Below are 21,878 nucleotides of genomic sequence, written 5' to 3' on the forward strand. Positions count from 1 at the left end.
TTCGGGACAAGCCCTGTCACCGCAAGGTGATTTGCTCCGGGAGCCGGCGAGAGCAAGGCTTTAGAAGTCAGAGCCCGGACCGGTCGGGCGGGAGACGCAATGGCCGCCTATATCCTGCGCCGTTTGGCCCTGATGATACCGACCATCTTCGGCATCATGGTCATCTCCTTCATCGTCGTTCAGTTCGCCCCGGGCGGGCCGGTGGAGCAGGCCATCGCTCAAATGAGCGGCACAGCCGTCGGAGTTTCCGAGCGCATCACCGGCAGCGAGGGAGGCGATTTCGCCGGCCAGGCCCAGCCGGCCCAAGGCGAGCGGAGCGCCTATCGCGGTTCGCGTGGCCTGTCGCCCGAGCTCATCGCGCGCATCGAAGCCCAGTTCGGCTTCGATAAGCCGCCCCTCGAGCGGTTCGTCACCATGCTCGGCAACTACCTGCGCTTCGATTTCGGTCGCAGCTACTACCGCGATATCTCGGTCATCGACCTCATTGCCGAAAAAATGCCGGTCTCGATCTCGCTCGGCCTGTGGATGACCCTGATCGGCTACGGCATCTCCATACCGCTCGGCATCCGCAAGGCCGTCAGGGACGGCTCGCGCTTCGACGTCTGGACCTCGACCATCGTCGTCGTAGGCTACGCGGTACCCGGGTTCCTCGTGGCCATCCTGCTGATCGTGCTCTTTGCCGGCGGCAGCTTCTGGTCGATCTTCCCGCTGCGCGGCCTCACCTCTTCCGGCTGGGAGACGATGCCCTGGTACCGGCAGATCCTTGACTATTTCTGGCATCTGACGCTGCCGATCATCTCCATGGCAATCGGCGCCTTCGCCACGGTGACGCTCCTGACCAAGAATTCCTTCCTCGACGAGATCGGCAAGCAATATGTGGTCACCGCCCGCGCCAAGGGGCTGACCGAACGCCGGGTGCTGTACGGTCACGTCTTCCGCAACGCCATGCTGCTGATCATCGCCAGCTTTCCGGCCGCGTTCGTTTCGGCGTTCTTTACCGGCTCCGTGCTGATCGAGACCATTTTCTCGCTCGACGGGCTGGGGCTGCTCGGCTTCCAGGCGATCACCAACCGCGACTATCCCGTGGTGTTTGCCACCCTCTACATCTTTTCGCTGCTGGGGCTGATCATCGGTCTGATCTCCGATCTCGCTTATATGTGGATCGACCCGCGCATCGATTTCGAGAGCCGAGACGTATGAACGAGGTCCTGAACCCGGCCGAAACCCGGCCCACCGGATGGCTCTCACCGATCAACCGGCGGCGGCTCGACAACTTCCGACGCAACCGGCGCGGCAGATGGTCATTCTGGATATTCCTCGTGCTTTTCGTCGTGACCCTCGGCGCCGAGTTCATCGCCAACGACCGTCCAATCATCGCCATGTATAAGGGGGAATTGCTGGTGCCGGCCCTCGTCAATTATCCCGAGGCCAAGTTCGGCGGGTTCCTCGCCCTGACCGACTACCGCAATCCCCTGAACTACGAGGAAATCGAAGCCAATGGCTGGATGGTCTGGCCGCCCATCCGCTTTTCCTATTCGACCGTCGACACGGCCGTTCCCGTCCCCTTTCCCTCTCCGCCCTCATGGATGATGAGCTGGCAGGAGAACTGCGCCGGTCTGCCTGGCGGCCTCCAGGATCCGTTCTGCATCAACGCCAACATGCACTGGCTCGGCACCGATGCCAGCGGCCGGGACGTCCTCGCCCGGCTGATCTACGGCTTCCGCATCTCGATTCTCTTCGGGTTGACGCTAACCATCATCTCCTCGCTGGTCGGAGTGGCGGCGGGCGCTGTCCAAGGCTATTTCGGCGGCTGGACCGACCTCATCTTCCAGCGCTTCATCGAGATCTGGACGTCGATCCCGTCGCTTTATGTGCTCCTCATCATCTCGAGCGTCATCGCCCCCAGCTTCTGGGTGCTGCTCGGCATCCTGCTGCTGTTTTCCTGGGTGTCGCTGGTCGGTATCGTGCGTGCTGAATTCCTGCGCGCACGCAATTTCGAATACGTCAATGCCGCGCGCGCGCTCGGCGTCTCCAACGCCACTGTGATGGTCCGACACCTGTTGCCCAATGCGATGGTCGCAACCCTCACCTTCATGCCCTTCATCCTCTCCGGGTCGGTCGCAACGCTCACTTCGCTCGACTTCCTCGGCTTCGGCCTGCCGGTCGGATCGCCCTCGCTCGGAGAACTCCTGGCACAGGGCAAGAACAACCTGCAGGCCCCCTGGCTCGGCATCACCGGCTTCGCAACCATCTCGGTGATGCTGACCCTTTTGGTCTTCATCGGCGAAGCCGTGCGCGACGCCTTTGACCCGAGGAAGACGCTGCGATGAGTGCTCTTCTCTCCATCCGTGACCTATACGTTCGCTTCGGGGCGACCGAGGCGGTCAGGGGCGTTTCGCTCGACATCGATCCCGGCGAGACGGTGGCCCTTGTCGGCGAGAGCGGATCGGGCAAGTCGGTGACCGCGCTTTCGGTCCTCAAGCTGTTGCCCTATCCAGCCGCTTCGCACCCGAAAGGCGCGGTGCTGTTCAAGGGCCGGGACCTGATGACGGCGACCGACGCCGAACTGCGCCAGGTGCGCGGCAGCGACATCTCGATGATCTTCCAGGAGCCGATGACCTCGCTCAACCCGGTCCACACTATCGAGCGACAGGTGGGCGAGATCCTTGCCATCCATCGCGGATTGCGGGCAAACGCGGCCCGCGCCAGGACGCTGGAACTCCTTGCGCAGGTCGGCATCACCGATCCGGCAAGCCGGCTCGGCGCCTATCCCCACCAGCTCTCGGGCGGCCAGCGCCAGCGCGTCATGATCGCCATGGCGCTCGCCAACGAGCCGGACCTGCTGATCGCCGACGAGCCGACGACCGCGCTCGACGTGACGGTGCAGGCCCAGATCCTGACGCTGCTCAAGGACCTGCAGCAAAAGCTGGGCATGGCGATGCTGTTCATCACCCATGACCTCGCGATCGTGAAAAAGATCGCCGACCGCACCTGCGTGATGACGGAAGGCGAGATCGTCGAACAAGGACCGACCGAAACAATCTTTTCGGCCCCGCGCCACGCCTATACGCGTCACCTCATCGCCGCCGAGCCGAAGGGGAGGCCCGCTCCCGCCGCAAGCGGCGGGACGATTGTCGAGGCGCAGGACCTGAAGATCTGGTTTCCGATCCGCGCCGGGCTCCTGCGCCGCACTGTTGGTCACGTCAAGGCGGTGGACGGGATCGACATCTCCATCCGCGAGGGCGAAACGCTCGGTATCGTCGGCGAAAGCGGCTCGGGCAAATCGACGCTCGGGCTCGCGCTTCTGCGGCTTGTTTCTTCGACAGGCCGCATCGTCTTTCTGGGTGAGGATATCCAGGGCAAATCCTGGAAAGCCATGCGCCCGCTGCGCGCCAACATGCAGATCGTCTTCCAGGACCCGTATGGATCGCTGAGCCCGCGCATGTCCGTGGCCGAGATCATCGGGGAAGGCTTGAAGGTCCACGCGCGTGGGCTCGGTACAGCCGAACGCGAGGCGCGGGTTGTCGCCGCTCTCGAGGACGTGGGGCTCGAACCCGCCGACCGTCATCGCTATCCGCATGAATTCTCCGGCGGCCAGCGCCAGCGCATCGCCATCGCCCGCGCCATGGTGCTCTCGCCGAGACTCCTGGTCCTCGACGAGCCGACCTCTGCGCTCGACGTCTCGATCCAGGCCCAGATCGTCGACCTGCTGCGCGACCTGCAGGCGGCAAAGGGCCTGACCTACCTCTTCATCTCCCATGACCTGCGAGTGGTGCGCGCACTCGCCAGCCGGGTCGTGGTGATGAAGGACGGCAGGATCGTCGAAGAGGGTTCGGCCGTCGACATCTTCGAGCGACCGCGCGAGCCTTATACCAAATCGCTGCTCGCGGCGGCTCTCAATCTCGCCGTGGTCGAGGGCGGCGCGAAAACCTGAGCGCTCCCGAAACGGTTGCCCCGCGGGCGCGTTGTAGAACTCGCACCGGCTATCCACTAAGCTGAAACAAAAGAACCTGCCCCAGGAAGCCCCGATGAAAGCCGCCCTCGCACTCACTGCCGCCCTGATGATCGCCGCTTTCGTCCCCGCACAACAGAGTCTGGCGCAGGAGCGTCTATGGCATCATGCAACGTCCCTCGGCGTGGAACCGAAATATCCGGAGGGGTTCGCCCACTTCGACCACGTCAATCCGGACGCGCCCAAGGGCGGGCTGGTCCGTCTGGCTGCAACTGGCGGCTTCGACACATTCAACCCCGCTCTGCCGCAGGGCGAACCCGCTGACGGCCTCGGGCTGATTTATGAGACGCTGACGACGCCCTCGTTCGATGAGAACCTGGTCGATTATGGCCTTCTGGCCGACGCGATCAGCTATCCGGATGACTATTCATCGGTCACATTCCGGCTGAATCCTGACGCGCGGTGGCATGATGGCGACCCGGTGACGGCCGAGGACGTGATCTGGTCCTTCGAGACGATCGTGGAGATCAATCCCAATCAGGCCCAGTATTATGCCAATGTCACGGGCGTCGAAGAGACAGCGCCGGGCGAAGTGACCTTCACCTTCGATCAGGCGGGCAACCGCGAGCTGCCCAAGATCGTTGGACAACTCCTCGTTCTGCCAAAGCACTGGTGGGAAGGCACCGACGCCAAGGGCAACAAGCGCGATATCCGTCGCTCGACCCTCGAACCTCCGCTCGGCTCCGGCCCTTATCGCATCAGGAATTTCGAGGCCGGGCGCTCGATCACTTATGAGCGCGTGTCAGATTATTGGGGTCTAGACCATCCGACCCAAATCGGGGCCAACAATTTTGATGAAATCCGATACGAATATTATCTCGATACGACCGTCCAGTTCGAGGCCTTCAAAGGCGACCAATTCGACTGGTGGCTCGAAAATACCGCCCGCCGCTGGGCGACCGGCTACGACTTTCCGGCTGTACGTGAAAACCGCGTGATTAAGGAATTGTTCCCGCAACAGTACAACGGCAGCGGCGTGTTGTTCGGCTTTATCCCTAATCTGCGTCAGCAGCGATTCCAGGACTCGAGGGTCCGGGAAGCGCTGAACTATGCGTTCAATTTCGAGGAGTTGAGCCGCACCCTATTCTACGGGCAGTACGACCGCATCGATTCCTATTTTTTTGGCCTTGATGACCTTCGATGGAAAGGACTGCCTGAAGGCGAGGAACTGGAGATTCTAGAATCGGTGCGCGATCTCGTTCCGCCAGAAGTCTTCACCGAGGAATACAAAAACCCGGCAAGTGAGGACGCCAGGGCACTACGCGAAAACCTGCGCACAGCACTTTCTCTGTTGACGGAAGCTGGATATCGCCTTGAAGGCACCCAGCTCGTAGATGCTAACGGCCAGCAGCTTGCCTTTGAAATCCTCCTCAATGGTCCCGTGATCGAGCCCGTCGCATCCAGCTTCCGTGACCATCTCGCGCAAATCGGCATCGCCGCCACCATCCGCGTCGTCGACTCGCCGCAATACATCAATCGTGTACGCAGCTTTGATTTCGACATGATCTATAGCGCCTGGGCGCAATCGGCTTCCCCGGGTAACGAGCAGCGCTACTTTTTTGGCTCGGTATCAGCCAATGAGGAAGGTTCCAGCAACTACGCCGGCATCGCCGATCCGGGCATCGACGCGCTCATCGACAAGGTCATCTTCGCCGATGATCGCGAAACGCTGGAAGCGGCAACGCGCGCCCTCGACCGCGTGCTTATGGCCCATCATTTCGTCGTCCCCAGCTACACCCTGCGCACCGCCCGCATCGCTCGGTGGGATCGCTTCAGTCATCCGCCGACGCTGCCAGAGTATTCCATCGGCTTTCCGACGATCTGGTGGTACGACGAGGAGAAGGCCGCGCGCACGGGCGTTGCGCGCTAGCCAACGAAGGTGCATCGCGGTCCCCTCCCTCCCCCTTGTGCGGGCTTGTGAGCGGCCCAAAGGGACAAATCGCTCCAGTGGAGCGATTTGAGCGAGCAAGGCCATGAGAGCTACGCTCGAATGGCAGGGGAAGCGAGATAGGACTTAGCGCCAGCTAAGTCCGTGATCGAGCAGGGTGGGAGTATGCCGCAGCAAACGCGATGCGACGGCTCCTGCCGAGGCAGACCCCCACCCCTAGCTTCGCTAGGGGCCTACGGCCCAAGCTGCGCTACCCTCCCCACAAGGGGGAGGGAGGCCAGGACGCATCCAGTGCGCGTAGTGAGGCGCACACGGCGGGATGCAGCTAATAGTCCTTCTCGTAATAGACGCCGAGGCTGGTGTTCCCGTCGGCCCCGGCGGCGCCGGTGACCTTGATATCGTCGGTGACGTCGAGATTGATGGTGACCCGGCTCTGCGCGCCGGTGGCCTCGACCCCGAGATAGACATTGTCCTGGAGATAGGTACCGGCGGCTACACCGACATTGCCCTCGTCGTCCGTGACGATGTCGAGGTCGGCAAGCCCCGCACCTTCGCGCAGGGACCCAAGCAGCCCTCCGCCGCCGCTGCCTCCGGCAAGTTCGGCCGCCGCGGCCGCCAGGCGCGCCACCTGCAGCGGCGTCAGTTCTCCGACCGAGCGGTTGAAGATCAGCCGGGCCAGCACCTCGTCCTGCGGCAGCGCGGGGTTTGAGGTGAAGGTGACCTCGAGATCGGACACGCGTCCGGCAACAGTCACAAAGACAGTAATGCCGTCCCCCTCTGAGCGGGCGACGAAGTTGAGCGCCGGATCGAGATCGCCGAGGAGCGTGACTGAACCGGTCTCGAAGGTGATGCGCTGGCCGAGGATGGCAAGGCGGCCGCGGGTCATTTGGAAGCCGCCGACGGGCTGAATGTTGTTGATCGGGCCGGTGAGCCGCACCGAGCCGCCGACCTCGGCATCGAGCCCACGCCCGCGGATGAAGATCTGGTTGGGTGCATTGACCGTGACGTCAAGCAGGATTCCCGGCGGGCGGGTGCGCGGGGTGGGCGCGCCACCCTCGGCTATGCGCGCCCGGGCCAGCGTGGCCTCGACCGGTCGGGGTGTGTGGACATGCTCCACATCGATGAGCACCGCCCCGCCGCCGAAGGACTCAGGAACAGTGATGTTGGCCTCTTCGATGAGGACGTTGCCCGCAATGAGTGGATTACCCAGAAGATTACCGGTGACGGCGAGGTTCCCCGACGCTGTCGCAACAAAAAGCTCACCGTCTGTATAGCGAGCCGAATTGAGCGACAGGGTAAGATTGGCAGGAAACTGGCCCGAGAGCCCGATCGTGCCCGAGCCCGAGATGCTGCCGCCGGTCGAGAGCCCGGCGGAAAGACTTTCAATCCGCGCCTGCGTCCCGGAAAGCGTGGCGCGCCCGTTGATGCCGACCAACCTCAGGTTGGCCTCGGGGTCAGTATAGCTGGCATCACTGACCGAGACGCTGCCGCTGAACTCTGGGCTGGAGAGACTCCCCGATACACGCGCATCGAGGTTGGCAACGCCCGTCGCCTGCCCGCCGCGATCGGCAAGGTAGCGGTTGGCAAGCGAAAGCGGCGCCGAGCCGGTGAGCGTCAGGGCAAGGCCCCCACCCTCCAGCGGCACCGTGCCGGAGCCGGAAATCTGCAGTCCGCCGGCGCCACTCGCCCGCACGGCAGCGAGCGTGACGGTGTTGCCGGCAAAGCTGCCATTGACCGAGGCAGTGAGCGGAGCAATGCCGATATCGCGAATGGCGGCCGCGTCGAGTCCGGTGCCTTCGGCGGTAAAGCTTACGCGCGGGTCGCTGCCCGTGCCGGTGACCTGCGCCCGCCCGTCGAGCGTGCCCGCAAGGCCGAGGTCAGGCGCTACGGTGTTGGCGATCGACAGCGGCAGCGCGTTGACAGCAAGATCGATCGAAAGCGTTTCGCCGGCTGTACCCGAGGCAGTGATGCTACCCGAACCGACATTGAAGCGCACCGCGTCGAGCGACACGGACGAACCCTCGACAACGAGGACCGTCGGATTGGCAAGCCGCGCCGAAAGCTCGCCCTGCACCAGATTGGCGCGGTCGAGGGCGAGGCGATAGCCTGTGCCCTCCGGTGCGAGCGAGCCGGCAACGTCGACATCGGTGCCGGTCGCAAGGTTGGCCTGTGCATCAAAGCTCGTAGTCTCGCCGCTCTGGCTGGCGGTGGCGGTGAGCTGACTCACCTCGACTCCGGCAGCGGAGATGCCGCTGCCGGTCAGCCGCCCATTGACGGCCGGCACGCCGAAGAGATCGCTCGCGGTCGCGGTGATGTCGGCAGAGGCGACGCGGACGTTCTCGACGGCAAGATCCCGAACGGACCCGACGATCTCGGCGCTCTGTGTCTCCTCGACGATCGAGAGGGTGACGTCGGCATCGACGGCGCCGCTGGCCTCGACCAGCGCCAGCGCGGCGGCATTGGCGATATCGGTGGCGTCGACCGACAGATTGCCTGACATCAGACCGTCGGGGCGTCGGGTGATATCGCCGGTGACGCGTGTCCCGGCGGTCTCGAACGCAATGTTGGAGAGCCGCGTGCCCTGGTTGTTGGCGGCAACGTCTGCTGCAAGGCCCACATTGTGGCCATCGAGCAGGGCGTCCCCGCTGACCCTTCCGGAAATCGCGGATTCGATCAGCGTCCCCTCAAAGCCAAACTGCGCCTGCCGCAACGGACGGCCGACAAGCTCGCCAGACGGCACCGTGGCATCGAGGTCGAGCGCGACGGTGCCTTCCTCGCCGCGCGCGGTGCCAGTGACAGTCAGCCGCCCGGACGCTTCCTCGGAAAGGAGCGCGAGATCGGCGAGATCAAGATCGAAGCCGAAATCGGCAGTGCCGGTGGCGATGGTGCCGTCGGCGGTCAGAAGCAGCTTGTCATTGCCGAGCCGGAAGCCTTCCGCCTCGAGCCCCGCTTCGGTGCGCGCCACGCGTCCGGAAAGGGCGACCTCGCCTTCGAGCAGCCGGTCGGCGATGTCGTCGCTGATGGCAAGGCCCGTGCCGGTGCCGTCGAGCGTGAGGTTGAAGCCGCCGGTCAGCGGGCTGATGGTGCCGCTCGCCGCCAGCGTCAGCCCACCAGAGAGATCGCGGCCCGCAAGATCCGAAAACGGCGCGATGCTGGCGGTCTCGAGGCCGATGTCGCCGTCAAAAACCATATCGTCGAGGGTGCCGCCGAGTGCCATGGTCAGCGCCTCGCCCGCCACACGCAACTCGGCGATCTGGATTGGCTCGCCTGCGGTCCACAGCCCGGCAATGCCGAGCCCGATGGAATCGCCAAGCGCCGCCTTGACTTCCTCGGAAGCCGCGATCCCCGAGAGCGTGCCGTCGCCATTGAGCGTCACGCGCCGGCTGGTTGGATCGTCAAGGTTTGCCGCAACGCCCGAGAGGTTGAGCGCTGTCCTCTCGGCAGCGAACCCGCTGGTGGAGAGTTCCGAGACGACGACGTTTGCGCTCCACGCTTCGGAATCGTCGGCACCGTAGTCGACGGTTATGCGCGCTGACTCGACGGTGGTATCGCCACCCGGAACTGGCAGTGTCACCGACCCGCCTGAAGGGTTGTCGATGACTGCTTCGAGGTCCACACGGCGCAGGAAGTTGTCGGGCGTGGTTTCGAGATTGCCGGAAAGCGCCAGCTGTCCGCCCGTGATCTCCAGGTTGGAGATGGCAAAGCCACCCTCGCTGCGCACCAGAGCATCAGCGGTGAGCCGCGTTTCTTCGCCAAAGAACTGCCGGTAAGGCGCAGCCATCAGATCGGCAAGCGCCCCGGTGAGGTTCGCGCCGACGAGGAAACCTGCCTCCGTTTGGGTGATGGTCGCCGCACCCGCAAGCGCGGTCCGATCGTTGGCAGTGAAGGTCAGCTCCGTCGTCAGATCCGAAACCGGACCGCTGCCCGCCAGCGTCAGCTCCACCGCCGGGCGCCCCTCCAGGTTGAGGAGGTTGGCAAGAATGCCGTTCGGCGGCTCGGTAAGGGTCACACCAATATCGACGTTCTGGTCGGCGCCGGTATAGGCGACATCGAGATCGAGTGTGCCGCCAGGTCCGTCGAGGCGCTCGATGTCGAGCGTGGCGTCGAGATTGCCACCTTCGAGGGTGAAGGCACCGGTGAGCGAGATTTCTGATCCGAGGCCGAAGACGCCTTCCCCGAAGGTGACGCGCGGCACCGAGAGTTGCTCGATGAGGACCGCTACCGGAAACTCCGGCACCTCGAATCCGCCGGCCTCGGGTGACGGCAGGTCCGGCGATGCGTCCCGGCTCGGCACTGCGTTACGGATATATTCGATGGAATCGGCCGTCAGCGAGCGCACCTCCAGCCGACCGACGAACAGTGCCGCCTGGTTCCAGTTGAGACGCGCATTGTTGATGCGCAGCCACACGCCCTCAGCATCGGAAATGGTGATGAGCCGAACCGAAACGTCCGAGCCGAGAATCCCATCGATGTTGGAAAGGCTGATTTGCCGTTCCGGGGTCGACAACCGATCCTGAACGAACTGGGTCAGCCAGTCCTTCTGCTCTTCGTTCGACAAGTCCTGGTAGGCCTCGCCGTCCTGGGCGAAGGCAACGACGAAAGGAACGGCAACGAACAGCGCCAGGCCCGCGAAGACGAGCGCGGCGAAGCGATACGGCAGCAATGTGCGGCGCTTGAGCATCAGAAAGCCTGTCCTATGCCCAGATAGATCGCATAGTCCGGGTCGCCGTCGCGCTTGTTGAGCGGGAAGGCGAGATCGGCCCTGAGCGGTCCGAGACCGGTGTCGTAGCGCACGCCTATGCCGGCACCAAGCCGCAGGTCCTCGAGGCCCGGGAAAGTATCGGCGGCAACATATCCGCCGTCAACGAACCCGACGACGCCGATGTCACCCGTCACCCTGACCCGTGCCTCGAGCGAGCCTTCAAGAAGATAGCGGCCTCCGGTCACGGTATCGCCCGGTCCGTCAACGCCGATCGATTTGAAGGCATAGCCGCGCACCGACCCCCCACCACCGGCAAAGAACAGCCGGTCCGGCGGGATTTCGTCGAGGTCGGGGCCAATCAGCGCCCCCGCTCGCACGCGCGCGGCGAGCACGACATTGTCGGTCTCGCCAAAGCCGAAATAAGTGCGTCCCTCGATCACTGCGCGCGCCGCTGGATTGCCGTAATTGAACTCGTAGAACGGCTCGATCAGCGCCGAGGCATAGAAGCCTTCGGTGGCATCGAGCGGGTTGTCGCGATTGTCGAACGTGATGCCGCCATAGGCGCCGGCGATCATGAAGTCGCGCGTGCCGAAATCATCGTCAAACCGCGACACCTCGAAAAGCGCTCCACCTTCGGCCGTGATGTGATCGGAAAAGACGTGGGTCAAACCCACCCGGCCACCCGCCGAGGTTTCCGTATAAGAATCGAGCACCGTGCGCTCAGCCGAGACGGTCGTCACCAGATCGGTATCGGGCGTGAAGATGCCCGGTTTGGTGAAGGTGCCGCCGAAGAAATAGTCGAACTCTTCGGTCTCGACCGGGAAACCGATACCGGCGACCCGTGCATCGAGCCGCAGCCGCTCGGCCTGACCAAAGAGGTTGCGCCAGAGGTGATAGGCCTCGACCCCGAGCCCGTCGACGGTCGAGAAATTCGCACCCACCCCGAACCGGCGCAGCGGCTGTTCCTGGACGATGAGCGTATAGGGCAGGAGCCCATTTGGGCTTATCGTCTCTGCCGCACTGAGTCGGGCGGCGCGGAAGACTTCCAGCCTGTCGAGGCGCTTCTGGGCGAGCACCAGATCATCGGGGTCGTATTCCTGTCCCTCGACGAGCCCGGTTTGGCGGGCAACGAACGCCGGGTCCATGTGCTCGGTGCCCTGGACCTGGATCGAACCAAAGCGGGCCGGCCGGCCAGGTGCGACGGTGATGGTGACGTCGACAGTATTGGTGGCGTGGTCGGCAACCACTTCCCGACTAACGATCTCGGCCTTGGCATAACCCTGCTGACGCCACGCTTCGAGCGCGACCCCCTCGGCACGGATCACCACTCCCGAACGCGCGACCTGCCCCGTTGCATAGCCGAGCGTTACAGGAGGATCGACATGGTCGGCCGGATCGTCCGTCGGCGGCGCCTGGTTGACGATGGCGAGGCGGTTGAAGCGGAACTCGGGGCCCGGGTTGACGATAACCTGGACGGCAATCGGATCGGGCAGGTTGACGTCGGGCGCAAGGCTCGCCGCTTCCACACCGCCGACGAGGATGTTGACCGTACCGCCATAATAGCCTTCGCCATAGAGCGCGGCGGTGATGCGGCGGTAGTCGCCGCGTGCCTTGGCCAGAAGCCCGGCGGCACCCGAAGCGGGCTCCTCCTGATCGGCAACGAGCATGGAGGCGTTGCGGATGGCGCTGTCGAGATCGCCGGTCGCATTGGTGACGATCTCGGCGCTGTAGGGCTGCGGATCGACGATCACCGCCTCGGCATCGCGGTCGGCGTCGTCTTCGAAGAAGCGGATGCCGAAGAGTTCGAATGCAGCCGCGCGCGGCGTCAGGAGGACGCTTGTTGCGGGCAACGCGATACTCAGGATGCCCAGGCAATAGATCACGCGCGCGAGAGTCAGCTGTCTCGTCCCATCGTGTACTGACCGCGCCAGGAACGCGGCGCGGTATCTGGCGCAGAAAGGCCAGAAAATTCCGTTAACTCTTGCGGCACAGCGGCGCCGACACCTCGCGCCGCAGTCCCCATCCCTTTCGAGGACATGAGCTTACGGCGGATGGAGAGCTTTGAATACCGCAAGTGCACAAAATTGCTGCTTCCGGTCGCCGGCAGTGGCAACGCGGCCACAGGTGGGGCTGAGGATCCCGCAAAAATCCAACACGCCGCCAATGCCTTGCGCGGCCGAACGTGCTATTGCGAACGCCCTTACGCATATCGTTGGAGCCAGCCATGTATCAGACGCTCGATCCCCGCAATTTCACCGTCTTCATCACCGGAGCGACCTCGGGGTTCGGCGCGGCGGCGGCCCGGCGTTATGCCGAGGCCGGATCGCGGATCATTGCCGTCGGGAGGCGGCAGGAACGGCTGGAAGCTCTCGAGAAAGAACTGGGCGAGCGCTGCCATACAGTTGAGCTCGACGTACGCGACCGGGCCGCGCTCGAGACCGCTGTCGCCGCGATCCCCGCCCCCTTCGATGCCATCAATGTGGTGCTCGCCAATGCCGGGCTCGCCCTCGGTTTGCAGCCGGCCGCCGAGACCGACATCACCGACTGGGAGACGATGGTGGAAACCAACGTCAAGGGCGTGATGTATACCGTGCGTGCTCTGCTGCCCGGCCTCATCGCCCGCGGCGGCGGCCACATCGTGACCATGGGGTCCGTTGCCGGCGACTATTCCTATCCGGGCGCCAGCGTCTATGGCGCGAGCAAGGCGTTCGTAAAGCAGTTTGCCCTCAACCTGCGCTCAGATGTTCAGGGCAAGAAGGTGCGGGTCACCAATATCGAGCCAGGGCTGGCCGAGACCGAGTTCTCGGTGGTGCGATACAAGGGCGACGCCGAGCGCGCCGCCAAGCACTACGAGCGCACCCAATCGATGACCGCAGAGGACATTGCGGAGGCCGTGTTCTGGGCGACGACGATGCCGGCGCATGTCAACATCAACCGCATCCAGATGATGGCAACGACCCAAGCCTTCGCGCCATTCGACATCTATCGGGAAGATTGAGGGCAGCGGTTGCGATAGGGTGTGTTGGGATTCAGGTCAGGCCGAGGCGAAAATGGGCATTTGCAGACCGGCATCACCTGAATAGCGACACACCCTAGCCGGTCGCCTCGGACTGCAGCGCCGAAAGCAATTCGACCTCGGTATCGTAGTTGCCGAGTTCGACCATGGCGACCTCGAAGACGTGCACGCGCCGGCGCAACTGCGCCTGCGACTCGGCCTTGGCGGTGATCTGCTCGTCGAGCCGCTCGGCGAACATGTTGGTGCCCTCGTCGTGCCGCCTGATGCGCTGCCTGAGCCCGCCCAGCGCAGCCATCTCGCTTTCGATGCGTTCGGCCTGGTCGCGTGCGTCCTCGGCATTGTTCCGAACCGCGCTGGTCATCATGTCGATGAAATCGACACTCTCGAGCGGAAGCCCAGTATCGACCGCGGTACGCACGGCCGCATCGAACATGTCGGCGAGAACCACAGCCACGTCGCTGCGCAATTTGGTCGCGGCCTGCGGGTCGACGACGCCGGTCTCGTCGAACATGCGCCGTGCGTCCGGGTCCGAAAGCACGTCGAACGCCTTGACGATGGCCATGAACTCGTCGGGGTCGCCTCCCTTGTCGGGATGGGCGGTGCGCACGCGCATGCGATAGGCCGCCTTGACGGCGCCTGCTGCCACTGTCCGCTCGAGGCCGAGCACGAGATAGGGATCGAAATCGGTCATGGCCTGCTGATACCAGTTCGCAACGGCCTGTTGAAGGTGTTCCGGCCAACCGCCGGCAATTGGATTTGTTCCACACCGGTGTAGAATTGTGGCAATAACGAGGAACCATGGCAACCGATACCGACAGCAAGGACGATGGTCCGTCGACAGGCGGGCCGCGCCGCGCCACCCTCAAGACCATTGCCGAGATCACCGGCCTCAGCCTTTCGACCGTTTCGCTGTCGCTTCGCGGCGGCGCCGCGCTCAAGGAGGAGACCCGCCGGCGCGTTGCCGAGGCGGCCGCCCAGGTCGGTTACGTGCCCGACCGAGCCGGCGTGCGCCTGCGAACGGGCAAGACCAATGTCATCACCCTCGTTCTCGACAGCGGTGAGGAGTCGATCGATTTCGCCCGCCACATGCTTCAGGGGATCGGCGAGGCCATCCGCGGCACCCGCTACCACCTGACGGTTGCCCCCGAGTTCGACCGCAACACTTCGGTCGACACCATCCGCTACATCCTCGGCAATCGCACCGCAGACGGCGTCATCATCACCCACACCGCCCCCGAGGACCCGAGGGTGAAGCTGATGATGGAGGCCGGGTTCCCCTTCGTCAGCCACGGGCGCACCCGTTTTGCTGAACCGCACGCCTTCCACGACTTCAACGCGGAAAAGTTCGTCACCATGGCCGTCGAGCGCCTGGCCGCCAGGGGGCGGCGCCGGCAACTGCTGGTTCTGGGGGAAGCCACGACCACCAACTATGTCAACCTCATCGACGCGTTCGAGGTCGCGACGGCAGAGGCGGGCGTCATGGGCTCGATCATCGACGCCAAGGTGCCACACCAGCGTACCTCCGAGATGCGCGACTATGGCCGCTTCCTGGCAGGCGCCGGTGACAGACCCGACGGCATCGTCTGCGACAGCGAGCTGGGCGCCATTGCCCTGATCGGAGGTCTGCAGGACGCGGGGCTCGCCCTCGGTCGCGATGTCGAGGTCATCGCCAAGCAGACCTCGGACGTGCTGCCGACGTTCTTTCCCTCGGTCGATACCCTTTCCGAGGACATCCACGCGGCCGGCGTCGAACTGACCCGCCTGCTGCTGCGCCGCATTGCCGGCGAGCCTGCGACTGCCTTGCAGACACTGGGCGAGCCGCTGCCGCACTGGAGGAGTTGAGAGGCTTGATTGTTGGTGGCTCAGAAAGACCCCTCACCCTGTCCCTCTCCCCAGAGGGGCGAGGGACCCTGTGGATGCGCATGGTACAGCCATAGGCGCCGAGTTCACCTCGCCCCTCCGGGGAGAGAGCCTGCCCCGGACCTGATCCGGGGTCGGTCCGAAGGACCGGGTGAGGGGTTACCACCCCTACCCTGCCCTCGCCGAACGAATAGCCCTCGGCGTCCACTCAAATCCATCATCGAACGGGAAGGTCGGACGTACCTTGTGCTGCCGCGCGAGTCGCTCGACGAACTGATCGACGACGCCGGGCGAGAGCGCCATGAGGCTGGGATTGGCGATCGGGCCAAGTTCGGGCGAAAGATAGCCGGATTTGACCACGACGATGCGCGCGGTTCTCGGATCAAGGCCGAGCCGGGTGAAGTCGGCGATGTTGTGGAACGGCCGCCGCCGGGCCGCGAGCACAAGGTCGATGCCGCCGATCGAGACCACCGCCTCGCGCAGCAAACCATCCTCGACCGGCAGCAGGTTTTTGACCATGGCCGCGGTCCGCACCGGCGTGCTCGACGTATCGAGGGTCGCCCCAATGCTGAGTTCAACCGTCGCTCCGATGCCGGCGGCATAGGCCGCGTCTGTAGCCGGTCGGTCGGTGATGCCGGCAAAGACAACGTCCTCTGCATTGCGCGCGATCAGCGCCGCCAGCACCTCGGCGCGGTCCCCGACCCCACCGCCGGTTGGATTGTCCCCGGATTCGGCCAGTACCACCGGCCCGGTCGCCGAGGCGACGGCCGCATCCACGCACTCCTCGATGCTGCCGGTCGTCGTGCCGAAAACGAAATTGCGCCGGATATTCCAGTAGTCATTGGCGAGGCTCTCGGCGATCCTCTCCTGCAACTCCGGATCAGTACCGGTAACGAGCGCAGCGGCGGTCGCGCGCGGTTCGTCCGCCCAGACATAGCCGACTTGGAACGAAGCGTCCCAGATACCCACCGGCTCCTCGATTTCGCTGAAGCGCGCATAAAAGCTGCGGCCCGGCTCGTCCTGCGTGCTGGTGCGTTCCCCTGGCAGCAGCACCGGCACCGGCACCCAGACCAGCGAGGGCCTGACCCCCGTGCGCAGGGCCCTCACCAGCATGTCGACCGCGCGCCTCATGGTGTCGGGCACGTCGATATGGGGGGCAGTGCGGTAGGTCGAAAACATATCGAGGCTGTCGACGATGCGCTGGCTGGCATTGCCGTGCAGGTCATAGCTCGCCGAAATGAGGACATCAGGCCCCACCACCGAGCGCACCGCTGAGATGAAATCGCCCTCGGCATCGAACATGCCCTCGACAAACATGGCCCCATGCATGGCAAGATACACGCCATCGACCGGCAGCGCCGCCTTCAGCCCCGCCAGGATCTCCGCCTTCCAGGCCTCATAGATGCCGCGTTCCACCGGCCCGCCGGCAATGGCGCGCGCGTGAAGGATGGTGACGAACTCCGCCGGAAAATGCGTCAGGAACTCGAAATACCCATCCTTGGCCATTGCCGCACCCCGCAGCACGCGGAACTCCGGCTCACGGATGAGCACAGGATTATAGGTGCTGCACTCGGTATGCAGGCCGGCAACAGCGATGCGCATGGGAACCTCTCGGGCGGAATGTCAGGTGAATAGTGGCACGCGGATTAGGGCTGTCAACCGCGACCGATGCTACAGGTTTTGTTGCTTCCGAAAACTAAAACGGCACTCTGAGCCTTGCCCTGCAATATAAGTTGACGAACAGACCAAAAACTGGGCGATAAGTTCACTGAACAGGCCGTTGGAGCTCCAATGCCGGCAATGGCGCGCAAATTCAATGCCTCGCAGCAGGCGATGATCCACCTCATCGCCACCATGGGCCCGCTGAGCCGCACGCGCCTGGCGCGGGCCCTCGGCGTCGGGAAACCGGCACTGACGGCGCTGACCCGCACCCTGATCGAGGCGGGCATCGTGCTCGAGGCGCGCGAGGAAGCCGAAGAGCCGCGCCAGGGCCGCCCCTCGATGCTGCTCGCCATGAATCCCGATTATGGTTATTTCGCCGGCGTTTCCATTACGCTCGAGCAGCCGGTGCTGGTGCTGGTCGACCTCGTCGGCCACGTTACGGCCCGCGTCGAACTGCCCTTCTCGCGCGACCCCGATACCGTTGCTGCCCAGATCGCCGAGGGCGTGGATGTGCTGATCGCCGAGGCCGGCATTCCGCGCGAGCGGCTCTTTGGCATCGGCGTTGCCGTTTCAGGGCTGGTCGATGCCGGGCACGAGATCTGCCTCAACTCCACCCATCTCGATTGGCACAACATCCCCCTCGCCCGCCTCATTCGCGAAAAGACGGGCCTGCCCGCCTATCTCGAGAACGACGCCAAGACCGCCGCCACGCGTGAAAAGCTCTTCGGCGAAGCGCGCATCCTCGACGACTTCGCCGTCGTCACCATCGGCGACGGCGTCGGCTGCGCCAGCTTTATCGACGGCAAGCTGAGGCGCGGACACAATGGCGGTGCCGGCGAAATCGCCCACACCACCGTCGAGACGGGCGGCCGGCCGTGCAAATGCGGCAAGCGCGGCTGCCTCGACACTGTCGCTGCTCCCGGCGCGATCCTCCACGACGCCCGTGGCGCGGGCCTCAAGGTCGCGACAATCGCCGAGATCGAGCATCTGGCTGCCCGCAACGATCCCGTGGCGCTGGACGTGCTGCACAGGGCCGGCGCGACGCTCGGTGCCGTCATCGCCCATCTGGTTCAGGTCAACGATCCGGAAGCAGTATTCGTCATCGACACCAGTGCTGCCATTGGCACGCTGATCCGCACCCTCATCCAGCAAACCGTCGGCGCCAACGTACTCCCCGATATGGGCGCCACACTCCGCCTCACCTTCAGCCGCGTCTCGGGCGATTTCTGGTCGCAGACCGCCGCGAGCGTTGCTGCCCACAAATTCTTCGTGCCCGATTGAGGACGCCGCAATGATCGTCTGCTTCGACATCGGCGGCTCGGCCATCAAGACGGCGACCGCGACAAGCCCGGCGGACATGAGGATGCTCGGCCGCCGGCCGACGCCGCTCGATGATTTCGACGCCTTCGTCGCAGCCCTCGCCGGCGCCATCGACGAGGCCCAGGCCCCTGCGGGCGCTCCCGTCGCCATCTCGATCACCGGCGTCGTCGACCCGGCTGACGGCGTCATCAAATGCGCCAACATCCCGGCCGTCGACGGGCTGCGGCTTGCCGACATGCTCTCGCGCCGCCTCGAACGGCCCGTACGGATCGCCAACGACGCCGACTGCTTCGCCTTGGCCGAGGCCGGCATGGGTGCCGGACGCGGCCATTCGATCGTCTTCGGCGCGATCCTTGGGACCGGGGTCGGCGGCGGCCTCGTCATCGACGGCCGGCTGGTGACGGGTGCCGGCGGCTTTGCCGGCGAGTGGGGGCATGGACCGGTGGCCGCGACCCGCGCCGGTAATCCACCCGTCGACATCCCGCGCCTACCCTGCGGCTGCGGGCTCGCGGGGTGCGTCGACACCATCGGCGGCGCGCGCGGCATGGAACGGCTGCACAAGCACCTGCATGCACGTGAACTCATGAGCCATGAGATCGTCACCGCCTGGGACGCCGGAGACGCGGCGGCCACACGCACCGTCGAGGTTCAGGTCGACCTCCTCGCCGGTCCTCTCGCGCTGGTCGCCAATGTGGTTGGCGCCGATATCATTCCGGTCGGTGGAGGTCTCGCCAATTCCGCGCGCTTTGTTGCGGTGCTCGACGAGGCGGTGCGCGCGCGCATTCTGCGCAAGGCCGCCACCCCGCTGGTGGTGCCGGGCACGTGCCGGAACGAACCTGGCCTCATCGGTGCGGCCCTGCTGGGTTTCTCGGGAACCGCCACATGAGCCGCATCCTGCTTGAGATCTGCGTCGCCGACGTCGAAAGCCTCGATGCCGCCATCGAAGGCGGTGCGGACCGCATCGAACTCTGCTCGGCACTGGAGCTTGGCGGTCTCACCCCCTCCCCCGGCCTCATGCGCCGGGCGGCGCAGGCGCCGATCCCCGTCTATGCGATGATCCGCCCGCGCGCCGGCGACTTCGTCTTCGATGCGCGTGAGGCCGAGATCATGCTCGCCGACATTACGGCGGCGGGCGAAGCGGGACTTGCCGGCGTCGTGCTCGGCGCGTCGCAACCGGACGGCACGCTCGATGCCGACCTGCTCGCGCGCCTGACCACCGTTGCCGGCGACCTCGGCACCACGCTCCACCGCGCCTTCGACATGGCCCCCGACCTCGGCGCGGCGCTCGAAATCGCGATCGAAATCGGCTTCGAGCGCATCCTGACTTCGGGTGGCGCCAAGTCGGCGGCCGAGGGCGTCGACAGCCTCAAGCACCTTGTTGTCAGAGCCGGGGAGCGGATTACAGTCATGGCGGGATCGGGCGTGCGTGCGGCCAACGCCGCCGCTCTCCTGACCCACGTGCCGCTGAAGGAAGTCCATGCCTCCTGTGCGCTGCCGGTCGCACAGAATCCTGCAGCTGCCGGTTTCGGCTTTACCACCGCAGCGCGGGGAGTGACGAGCCGCGCCGAAGTGCGGGCGTTGCGTGCCACGCTCGACGCAGCCGCGCCGAGCATTTTTGCGGTTCGAAAACGCGACGGCTCAGCAACTTAGAGCTTCCGTTCTGATACAATAAGAGCGGGAAAAGGCTCTAGCCATCGCGCCACTTTTGCGCATACTCACCAGCCGATCGGAGGAGGACCTCATGCTCTACGCGGTGCTTTGCTACAACGACGAGAACGCCGTCGCCACCTGGACCAAGGAAGAGGACGATGCCTGCATGGCCCGGCTGACGGAGGTCACGCAGCGAATGCAGGTTAAAGGCAAGCTCGGACCTGTCGCGCGTCTCAGGGATACGAACGAAGCGCGCACGCTCCGCAAGAACGGGGAAAGGCCGATGGTCGTCGACGGGCCCTTCGCCGAAACCAAGGAGCAGTTCCTCGGCTTCTACGTCGTCGACTGCGACACCATCGGCGAGGTCGAGGACTTCGCCCGCGAGCTCGCTGCCGCCAACCCCGGCGCGGGCTCCTACGAGATCCGCCCGCTCTCCCTCTATATGCCGAGCGCCCTGCCGGCTGCCTGATTGTTCGCGGCTGTCGCCGCTAAACCGGCCCGCCCGACCGAATGCCGGGCGGACCGCGCTTTTAGTGGCTCTCACCGGAGCCGCCGAGCGCGACGATGTTGTAGGGCATGCCCTCCACGGGAATATCCCTGTCGAGAGCAAAGCTCTCGGTGTCGACGATGTGGATCGTCCCCTCCAGCGGGTCGGTGACGGCGATCTCGCCGCCGGCAGCTGCGATGCGCGGACGCGGCAGGCTCCATTCCCCGTCCATCGAATAGGGCTGCGTGACCGCGAGCGACCGGCTGATCGTACCGGCAACGATGTCGATCTCGTTGAGCACGCCATCCTCGGTCAGGACATAGGCAAAGCCGGCGCGCGCCGGATCGACGACGAAATGCACGCGCCGCGTCGGCAGATCGACGAGACGGAAGGGCGCCTCGTCGGCGGGATCGATGATGGCGACGCGGTCGGCGCCGTAATTGCCGAGCCAGTACTTGAGCCCGACGCCGCCAAGGAGCGTGGTGGTCTTGCCTTCCGGCAGATCCTCACCATAGGCCAGGAAGCTGATCTGCGACCCTTCAGCGCCCTCATCGACGAAGAGGAGGCCGGTCGCGCAGGCGATGGCGAGCGTGTGGCCGGAAGTGGCCTCGCCGTGGAGGTTCGGGCACTCGTGGAGCTCGCCGATCGGTTTGCCCTCGGCATCGAAGACATCGACGCCGACCGGTAGAGCCGTGGGATCGTCGACATTGGGCCGGCTCATCAGGATATGATCCCCGACCGGCGCGGCAACGCCGTGATGCGGCGCTGCGGTGGCGAACGTGCGCACGGCAGCGTCGTCCGCCAGCAAGTCGCGCTCCGTAACGAGCTGCGCCGTGCCCTCGCCATCGAAGAACACGGCGATCTCGCCATCGTGCTCGACGAAGTGCACGGGCCGGTCGCCTTCAATAGCGATGTCGAGCAGTTCCGGATTGGCTACTTCGAGATCGCCGTGATCCCCATGGTCCTCGAAAGTGAGGCCCGAAGAGATGACCGAGACACGGCCGCCGGCTCCCTGGACAGCGTAGACGGCAGCCTTGCTTTCGGTGATGTAGAGGGCGGCGGGCGAGGAAACTGCGAAGGCGCCGAGTTCGTCTCCCGTTTCGAGGTCGATGGCGCGCACGACCGGTTCGCCATGGTCGGCAACGAACAACCTCCAGGTGGAAACGGCTTCCTGTGCAGGGGCCGCGAGCGTCGCGGCGACAAGCACCAGTGCCGCGCCTGCCGTCAACGTGGTCAGTCGCATCGATATCTCCTAATGTTATTACATTACAGATCTAGTTC

The 21,878-nt window shown here is 64.8% G+C and carries 15 protein-coding genes; 10 read left to right on the plus strand and 5 right to left on the minus strand.

The annotated features are described in order from the left end of the window. Nucleotides 1–99 precede the first annotated feature (99 nt). The 4 genes from QQK18_RS15065 (at nt 100) to QQK18_RS15080 (ending at nt 5,882) form a co-directional block, all read left to right on the plus strand. On the plus strand, nt 100–1,200 hold the full coding sequence (locus tag QQK18_RS15065; protein ID WP_284341176.1) for a microcin C ABC transporter permease YejB: 1,101 nt from the start codon (nt 100–102) through the stop codon (nt 1,198–1,200). Next, nucleotides 1,197–2,330 carry an ABC transporter permease gene (locus QQK18_RS15070; protein ID WP_284341177.1) on the plus strand — a complete coding sequence of 378 codons (1,134 nt, stop codon included), beginning with the start codon at nt 1,197–1,199 and terminating at the stop codon, nt 2,328–2,330. The genes QQK18_RS15065 and QQK18_RS15070 overlap by 4 nt, the downstream gene beginning before the upstream one ends. Further along, nucleotides 2,327–3,934 (plus strand): ABC transporter ATP-binding protein, encoded by a 1,608-nt coding sequence (locus tag QQK18_RS15075; protein ID WP_284341178.1) that lies wholly within the window; start codon nt 2,327–2,329, stop codon nt 3,932–3,934. Before QQK18_RS15070 ends, QQK18_RS15075 begins: the two co-directional genes overlap by 4 nt. 127 nt (nt 3,935–4,061) lie before the next feature. Next, nucleotides 4,062–5,882, plus strand: a complete 1,821-nt coding sequence (locus QQK18_RS15080) for an extracellular solute-binding protein (RefSeq protein WP_284341179.1) — start codon at nt 4,062–4,064, stop codon at nt 5,880–5,882. A gap of 343 nt (nt 5,883–6,225) precedes the next feature. Here the strand turns inward: QQK18_RS15080 and QQK18_RS15085 are convergent, their stop codons facing one another. Further along, a complete protein-coding gene (locus QQK18_RS15085; protein WP_284341180.1) occupies nt 6,226–10,581 on the minus strand; it encodes a translocation/assembly module TamB domain-containing protein in 4,356 nt (1,451 codons plus the stop codon). Then, nucleotides 10,581–12,452: an autotransporter assembly complex protein TamA gene (locus QQK18_RS15090; protein ID WP_284341181.1), complete on the minus strand. Its 1,872-nt coding sequence runs from the start codon at nt 12,450–12,452 to the stop codon at nt 10,581–10,583. Before QQK18_RS15090 ends, QQK18_RS15085 begins: the two co-directional genes overlap by 1 nt. Before the next feature lie 374 nt (nt 12,453–12,826). Here QQK18_RS15090 and QQK18_RS15095 point away from each other — a divergent pair, with 374 nt between their 5' ends. Then, complete coding sequence (locus tag QQK18_RS15095) at nt 12,827–13,600, plus strand: SDR family NAD(P)-dependent oxidoreductase (protein ID WP_284341182.1); 774 nt, start codon at nt 12,827–12,829, stop codon at nt 13,598–13,600. A 94-nt stretch (nt 13,601–13,694) separates the two neighbouring features. Here the strand turns inward: QQK18_RS15095 and QQK18_RS15100 are convergent, their stop codons facing one another. Beyond that, nucleotides 13,695–14,309, minus strand: coding sequence for a DnaJ domain-containing protein (locus QQK18_RS15100; protein ID WP_284341183.1), 615 nt, complete (start codon nt 14,307–14,309; stop codon nt 13,695–13,697). A 107-nt stretch (nt 14,310–14,416) separates the two neighbouring features. Here QQK18_RS15100 and QQK18_RS15105 point away from each other — a divergent pair, with 107 nt between their 5' ends. After that, nucleotides 14,417–15,460: a LacI family transcriptional regulator gene (locus QQK18_RS15105; protein ID WP_284341184.1), complete on the plus strand. Its 1,044-nt coding sequence runs from the start codon at nt 14,417–14,419 to the stop codon at nt 15,458–15,460. A gap of 186 nt (nt 15,461–15,646) precedes the next feature. Here QQK18_RS15105 and QQK18_RS15110 read toward each other — a convergent pair whose 3' ends face one another. Beyond that, on the minus strand, nt 15,647–17,080 hold the full coding sequence (locus QQK18_RS15110; protein ID WP_284341185.1) for a M81 family metallopeptidase: 1,434 nt from the start codon (nt 17,078–17,080) through the stop codon (nt 15,647–15,649). 198 nt (nt 17,081–17,278) lie between these two features. On the opposite strand from QQK18_RS15110, the gene QQK18_RS15115 reads away from it, so the two are divergent. The 4 genes from QQK18_RS15115 (at nt 17,279) to QQK18_RS15130 (ending at nt 20,579) form a co-directional block, all read left to right on the plus strand. Further along, nucleotides 17,279–18,421, plus strand: coding sequence for an ROK family transcriptional regulator (locus tag QQK18_RS15115; RefSeq protein ID WP_284341186.1), 1,143 nt, complete (start codon nt 17,279–17,281; stop codon nt 18,419–18,421). A gap of 10 nt (nt 18,422–18,431) precedes the next feature. After that, nucleotides 18,432–19,346 carry an ROK family protein gene (locus QQK18_RS15120; protein WP_284341187.1) on the plus strand — a complete coding sequence of 305 codons (915 nt, stop codon included), beginning with the start codon at nt 18,432–18,434 and terminating at the stop codon, nt 19,344–19,346. Continuing rightward, on the plus strand, nt 19,343–20,110 hold the full coding sequence (locus tag QQK18_RS15125) for a copper homeostasis protein CutC (RefSeq protein ID WP_284341188.1): 768 nt from the start codon (nt 19,343–19,345) through the stop codon (nt 20,108–20,110). Before QQK18_RS15120 ends, QQK18_RS15125 begins: the two co-directional genes overlap by 4 nt. 91 nt (nt 20,111–20,201) lie before the next feature. Next, the gene (locus QQK18_RS15130; protein ID WP_284341189.1) at nt 20,202–20,579 is read left to right on the plus strand and encodes a YciI family protein; all 378 of its coding nucleotides are present in this window, start codon (nt 20,202–20,204) and stop codon (nt 20,577–20,579) included. Between the two features lie 61 nt (nt 20,580–20,640). On the opposite strand, the gene QQK18_RS15135 is transcribed toward QQK18_RS15130, so the two are convergent. After that, nucleotides 20,641–21,840, minus strand: coding sequence for a hypothetical protein (locus tag QQK18_RS15135; protein ID WP_284341190.1), 1,200 nt, complete (start codon nt 21,838–21,840; stop codon nt 20,641–20,643). Nucleotides 21,841–21,878: the final 38 nt, after the last annotated feature.

It is taken from the genome of Devosia nitrariae (genome assembly GCF_030160115.1).
Classification (GTDB): Bacteria; Pseudomonadota; Alphaproteobacteria; order Rhizobiales; family Devosiaceae; genus Devosia; species Devosia nitrariae.

Excerpts from the sequence above, each read along its gene's own strand:
- QQK18_RS15065 (WP_284341176.1), top strand. The coding sequence starts at position 100 with ATGGCCGCCTATATCCTGCGCCGTTTGGCCCTGATGATACCGACCATC.
- QQK18_RS15070 (WP_284341177.1), top strand. The coding sequence starts at position 1,197 with ATGAACGAGGTCCTGAACCCGGCCGAAACCCGGCCCACCGGATGGCTC.
- QQK18_RS15075 (WP_284341178.1), top strand. The coding sequence starts at position 2,327 with ATGAGTGCTCTTCTCTCCATCCGTGACCTATACGTTCGCTTCGGGGCG.
- QQK18_RS15080 (WP_284341179.1), top strand. The coding sequence starts at position 4,062 with ATGATCGCCGCTTTCGTCCCCGCACAACAGAGTCTGGCGCAGGAGCGT.
- QQK18_RS15085 (WP_284341180.1), bottom strand. The coding sequence starts at position 10,581 with ATGCTCAAGCGCCGCACATTGCTGCCGTATCGCTTCGCCGCGCTCGTC.
- QQK18_RS15095 (WP_284341182.1), top strand. The coding sequence starts at position 12,827 with ATGTATCAGACGCTCGATCCCCGCAATTTCACCGTCTTCATCACCGGA.
- QQK18_RS15100 (WP_284341183.1), bottom strand. The coding sequence starts at position 14,309 with ATGACCGATTTCGATCCCTATCTCGTGCTCGGCCTCGAGCGGACAGTG.
- QQK18_RS15105 (WP_284341184.1), top strand. The coding sequence starts at position 14,417 with ATGGCAACCGATACCGACAGCAAGGACGATGGTCCGTCGACAGGCGGG.
- QQK18_RS15110 (WP_284341185.1), bottom strand. The coding sequence starts at position 17,080 with ATGCGCATCGCTGTTGCCGGCCTGCATACCGAGTGCAGCACCTATAAT.
- QQK18_RS15115 (WP_284341186.1), top strand. The coding sequence starts at position 17,279 with ATGGCGCGCAAATTCAATGCCTCGCAGCAGGCGATGATCCACCTCATC.
- QQK18_RS15120 (WP_284341187.1), top strand. The coding sequence starts at position 18,432 with ATGATCGTCTGCTTCGACATCGGCGGCTCGGCCATCAAGACGGCGACC.
- QQK18_RS15125 (WP_284341188.1), top strand. The coding sequence starts at position 19,343 with ATGAGCCGCATCCTGCTTGAGATCTGCGTCGCCGACGTCGAAAGCCTC.
- QQK18_RS15130 (WP_284341189.1), top strand. The coding sequence starts at position 20,202 with ATGCTCTACGCGGTGCTTTGCTACAACGACGAGAACGCCGTCGCCACC.
- QQK18_RS15135 (WP_284341190.1), bottom strand. The coding sequence starts at position 21,840 with ATGCGACTGACCACGTTGACGGCAGGCGCGGCACTGGTGCTTGTCGCC.